Genomic DNA, 4,941 nt, shown 5'->3' with positions numbered 1-4,941 from the left:
CATATCTTATTGTTTTGGTGAACTTTAAAGATACTCGACTTACTGCTTTTTCATCGATGCTATAAAAAATAGCGGTTTAAGTGCTTAAACGAAAGACAAATAATAAAACAAAGGTCAGTTATAAGCTGAAAAGTTAGCGCTTAAAATCCGCTACTTTCCATATACATAAACGTTGTGCATAATGCTGACCCGTCCTGAATAAAGGCTACATAATTTTAAACATTATGTACAAAAACGACAAAGTAATCAGACGGTATTCAGAACCTTTCAAACTGAAAATTTTAGACGAACTTACCACCGGAAAACTAAACAAATATCAACTAGGTAAAGCCTACGGTATTGCACCTACCACCATTAATGAATGGATCAGGAAGTACAACCGAAAGGACTTAATGAACACCAGAGTAACCGTGAAGACCAAAGACGAGATTACACGTATTAAACAACTTCAAAAAGAGATTGAACAACTTAAAAAACTCTTGTTGAAAAAAGATCTGGATGCCATGGTACTGGAATCCTATCTAGAAGTAGCTGCTCAAGATTTAGGCTATAAATCCGTGGCAGAACTAAAAAAAAAGCTAAGTATAGAACCTTAGCAATAACCAAGGAAAGAACCAAAGGGTGTGCGTCTTTGACTACTGTTTGCAAGTGTTTTGGACTTAAACGTGATGCCTACTATAAGCATAAAGGCAGAGCTGACAAACGTTTGAAGATAGAACAACAGATTCTTGAAATCGTACACAAAAGACGCAGATCCCTTCCCAGGGAAGGGGTGCGCAAACTTATTAAATCATTAGATGATCAGTTTGCTAAAGCCAACATTAAAGTGGGTAGAGACACCTTATTTAACATCTTAAGAAAACACAATATGTTGATACATAGAAAGAAATACAGCTCAAGAACAACCAACTCGTTGCACAGGTTCTATAAGTACAGGAACATCATTAAAGATGTTGATGTTACCAGACCTAACCAAGTTTGGGTCAGTGATATAACTTACATAAGAACCATAAAGGGATTTTGCTATCTGGCACTCATTACAGATATGCACAGCCGTAAAATAGTCGGCTATGACATCAGCAATAGCCTAGAACTAAAAGGCTGTGAAAGAGCTTTAAACAAAGCTTTATATCAGGCCGGTGACACTACTGGTCTTATTCACCATTCCGACAGGGGAATTCAGTACTGTAGCAATGTTTACACACAGATTTTAAAGCGAAACAACATCGGAATCAGTATGACCGAAGAAAACCACTGCTATGAAAATGCAATGGCTGAACGTGTAAACGGAATTTTAAAAGACGAGTTCTATCTCGACCAGACCTTTGATAGCCCAACCCACGCAAAGCGTGCAACAAAAAATGCAATTAATCTATACAATGAAGTAAGATTACATTTATCTTTAAACTATAAAACACCGAATATGGTATATTTAAAAACAGCGTAAATCAATTTTTAACCTGTAGCCATATTTCAGGACGTGACATGCGAAAATCGTGCTAAAATTGAACATTTGAACTAAAAACGCCAACGCACAAACAGCACATTTATTTTTTCCAGCCACAAAATGCCAACGCTTAAAAAAATAAAAGAGCTGTTTTTTTGCCAACGCTCGAATTAACTCTAATATTCAACTGAAAAAATGAGCTGTTGAAAATAACAAAAAAAGAATACATTCGTTAATAGTTATTGGTCAAATTATTGACTACATACTTATGAATATAAAATAAAAGTAAAAATGAAAAAAATAATTGTGGCATTATTAGTAATGGTTGTAAGCGTAAGCACAACAATGGCTCAAGAATGGCAAACAGATATTAACGTTGCAAAAGAAATTGCCTCCAAAGAAAGTAAACCCATAATATTAGTATTTCAAGGTTCAGATTGGTGTGCACCTTGTATTAAACTTGACAGAGAAATTTGGAGTACAGACACTTTTAAAGAGTATGCAAAAGAAAATTATGTTATGTTAAAGGCAGATTTTCCTAGAAAAAAGAAAAATATATTGTCAGAAAAACAAACAAAATCGAATGCATTACTTGCTGAAAAATACAATAAACAAGGATTTTTTCCTTTTGTTGTAGTACTTGATTCTAATGGCAAAGTATTAGGAGAAAGTAGCTACAAAAAAACTACACCAGAAAATTATATTAAAGAATTAAACGCTTTTACAAAGTAATTTGAAACATCTAATCACTTTACTGTTTTTGTTTTCAATAATGGGTTGTACAGCTCAACAACCTTATAAGAGAACACTCAAATTAATGGGTAGCCGATTTGATATTACTGTCGTAGCAAAAGATTCTATTCAAGCAAACAAATATATTGATACTGCTGTCGCAGAAATAACAAGAATTGAAAAATTAATTTCATCCTGGGATGACAATTCTCAAACATCTGAAATTAATCGCAATGCAGGAATCAAACCTGTGAAAGTTGACAAAGAATTGTTTGATTTAATTGAAAGAGCAATAGGCATTTCAAAATTGACTGATGGTGCTTTTGACATTAGCTATGCTTCAATGGATAAAATTTGGAAGTTTGACGGAAGTATGACCAAAATGCCTTCAAAAGAAGAAATTGTTGCTTCTGTAGAAAAAGTTGGATATCAAAACATTATTTTAAACAAAAAAAATAGTACTGTGTTTCTTAAATTTAAAGGAATGAAAATAGGTTTTGGTGCTATTGGAAAAGGTTATGCAGCCGATAAAGCAAAAACCCTTCTTATTTCAAAAGGTGTACCTTCTGGAATTATTAATGCTTCTGGAGATATGAATACTTGGGGAAAACAACCAAATGGAAATGAATGGAAAGTTGCAATTACAAACCCAATGGATAAAAACAAAGTCTTTGCATTACTACCTATTACAAATGGAGCTGTAGTTACTTCTGGAAATTATGAAAAATATGTAAACTTTAATGGCAAGCGATACACACATATTATTGACCCAAGAACGGGATACCCATCTACTGGAATAATAAGTGTAACCGTTTTTGCACCTAAAGCAGAATTGGCAGATGCACTAGCAACTTCAGTATTTGTTATGGGAAAAGAAGCTGGTTTAGACCGCATTAATCAATTACCAAAAATAGAATGTATTATCATAGATGATAAAGGAAATATTTCAAAATCAAAGAATATAGAAATAGATAAATTATGATCAAAAAATTTATATGCGGTGCATTAATTACTATTTGCTTTAGTAGTTGTGTTGTTGTTAAAGAATACGAAAAAGTAAATTTAAATGACCCAGATATGGCATTAGCAGAAAAGAAATGTGACCGAAATGTTTCCACTATGCATTCATATCGTGAAGCAGCTGTAGGGGCAAATGGAGGGAAAACTGGTGGAGGCTGTGGTTGTAACTAATAAAACAAGAAATTTGAAAAATCTAATTTTGATATTCTGCGTATTTGCTTTTGCTAGATCATATTCGCAAACAACACAAAACTCAACCAAAGTATATAAAAAACGTGTGTTAGAAAATACCGAAGTAGATTTTCTAACAAGTTATTATTCTCAAGATGGTGATAATGCTGCGGTAAGTGGCGGTATAGGTACTGAAGAATTAACAGATATTACAGGAACTTTTGTGGTTTCAATACCTTTAAATGATGATGACATATTAACAATTGATGCAGGGGTTTCTGCATACACATCAGCATCTTCAAGTAATGTGGGACCTTTTGATGATGGACCAGCAGACCCATTTCAAGCATCTTCTGGTGCATCAAGTAGCGACCTCTGGGCAAATGTAACAGGAAGTTATAGTCATAGCTCTGACGACAGAAATGATATTTGGTCTGCAAAAATATCTATTTCTTCAGAATACGATTATTTTTCAGCGGGTGTTGGAGGTAGCTACACAAAATTATTTAACGAAAAGAACACAGAATTAAGTGTAAATGTAAATGTTTACATCGATACTTGGAATGCCATTTACCCAACAGAATTAAGACCATTTGGAGAGAACGGTAATGGTTTAAACAATAGTTTGTTTACGCAAAACACAATTACAGGCAACACAAATTACAATCCTAGATTTAGTGAATTTAAAGATGAAGGACGTTATTCTTATTCATTAGGTTTCGGATTCTCTCAAATTCTTCACAAGAATGTCCAAGGTTCGTTAGCATTAGATTTTGTGCAACAACAAGGTTTATTATCTACACCATTTCAAAGAGTGTATTTTAGTGATGTAGCAGATTCATTTATAGATAATTTTCAACTTGCAGATGCAGTTGAGCGTTTGCCAGATTCAAGATTTAAAGTAGCTATTGGTGGACGTTTAAATTGGTATTTAAATGAAACATTTACAGTAAGAACATTCTATCGCTATTATTTTGATGATTGGGGCATATCTTCACATACTGCAAGTATTGAAGTGCCAATTAAAATAATTGATAAGTTTACTTTGTATCCATCTTATAGATTTTATAACCAAACAGCAGCCGATTATTTTAGCCCTTATGAGAGTGCTTTATCTACAGATGAGTTTTATACTTCTGATTATGACCTTTCCGAATATTCTGCTAACCAAATTGGATTTGGAGTGTCATATACAGATATTTTCGCAAAGGCACATATTTGGAGACTAGGTCTAAAAAGTATTGACTTAAAATTTTATCAGTACGATAGAGATACCTCTTTTAGTTCTAGTATTATTACAGCAGGATTTAAGTTTGTAATGGATTAATCGAATATTGGTGCTTTGTTTATTTTAAGCCAACGCTAAAAAGCCATACACATTCGCAATTCGCATCAGCCAAAGCTACACCAAAAATTGCAAAAGAGTATGTCTCGCCATCGCACACATTTGAACTAAATAACAAACATCGGAAAACCAAGCTGAACGTGAAAAGCACTATGCACAACACCGGTAACCGTTGCGCAAGCCGCCATAAAAACCCATAATTTCTGCAACAGACTCGTTTTAAGGA

6 protein-coding genes are annotated in these 4,941 nt (G+C 33.7%); all 6 read left to right on the top strand.

Annotated features, from left to right (window positions below):
- Nucleotides 1-224 precede the first annotated feature (224 nt).
- The 6 genes from ACFSR8_RS10430 to ACFSR8_RS10405 all read left to right on the top strand — a co-directional run bounded on the left by ACFSR8_RS10430 (nucleotide 225) and on the right by ACFSR8_RS10405 (nucleotide 4,697).
- Nucleotides 225-596 carry a transposase gene (locus ACFSR8_RS10430; protein WP_380291755.1) on the top strand — a complete coding sequence of 124 codons (372 nt, stop codon included), beginning with the start codon at nucleotides 225-227 and terminating at the stop codon, nucleotides 594-596.
- Complete coding sequence (locus ACFSR8_RS10425) at nucleotides 554-1,447, top strand: IS3 family transposase (protein WP_380291757.1); 894 nt, start codon at nucleotides 554-556, stop codon at nucleotides 1,445-1,447. Before ACFSR8_RS10430 ends, ACFSR8_RS10425 begins: the two co-directional genes overlap by 43 nt.
- A 291-nt stretch (nucleotides 1,448-1,738) precedes the next feature.
- The gene (locus ACFSR8_RS10420) at nucleotides 1,739-2,179 is read left to right on the top strand and encodes a thioredoxin family protein (protein ID WP_380291753.1); all 441 of its coding nucleotides are present in this window, start codon (nucleotides 1,739-1,741) and stop codon (nucleotides 2,177-2,179) included.
- 40 nt (nucleotides 2,180-2,219) lie between these two features.
- On the top strand, nucleotides 2,220-3,161 hold the full coding sequence (locus tag ACFSR8_RS10415) for an FAD:protein FMN transferase (protein WP_380291751.1): 942 nt from the start codon (nucleotides 2,220-2,222) through the stop codon (nucleotides 3,159-3,161).
- Nucleotides 3,158-3,370 (top strand): DUF4266 domain-containing protein, encoded by a 213-nt coding sequence (locus tag ACFSR8_RS10410; RefSeq protein WP_380291749.1) that lies wholly within the window; start codon nucleotides 3,158-3,160, stop codon nucleotides 3,368-3,370. The genes ACFSR8_RS10415 and ACFSR8_RS10410 overlap by 4 nt, the downstream gene beginning before the upstream one ends.
- On the top strand, nucleotides 3,333-4,697 hold the full coding sequence (locus tag ACFSR8_RS10405) for a DUF3570 domain-containing protein (RefSeq protein ID WP_380291747.1): 1,365 nt from the start codon (nucleotides 3,333-3,335) through the stop codon (nucleotides 4,695-4,697). Before ACFSR8_RS10410 ends, ACFSR8_RS10405 begins: the two co-directional genes overlap by 38 nt.
- Nucleotides 4,698-4,941: the final 244 nt, after the last annotated feature.

Origin of the sequence: Hyunsoonleella rubra, from assembly GCF_042684665.1 — a bacterium.
Taxonomy (GTDB): Bacteria; Bacteroidota; Bacteroidia; order Flavobacteriales; family Flavobacteriaceae; genus Jejuia; species Jejuia rubra.
The sequence above is the reverse complement of the archived record's forward strand: the minus strand, read 5'-3'. Positions and strand labels throughout refer to the sequence as shown.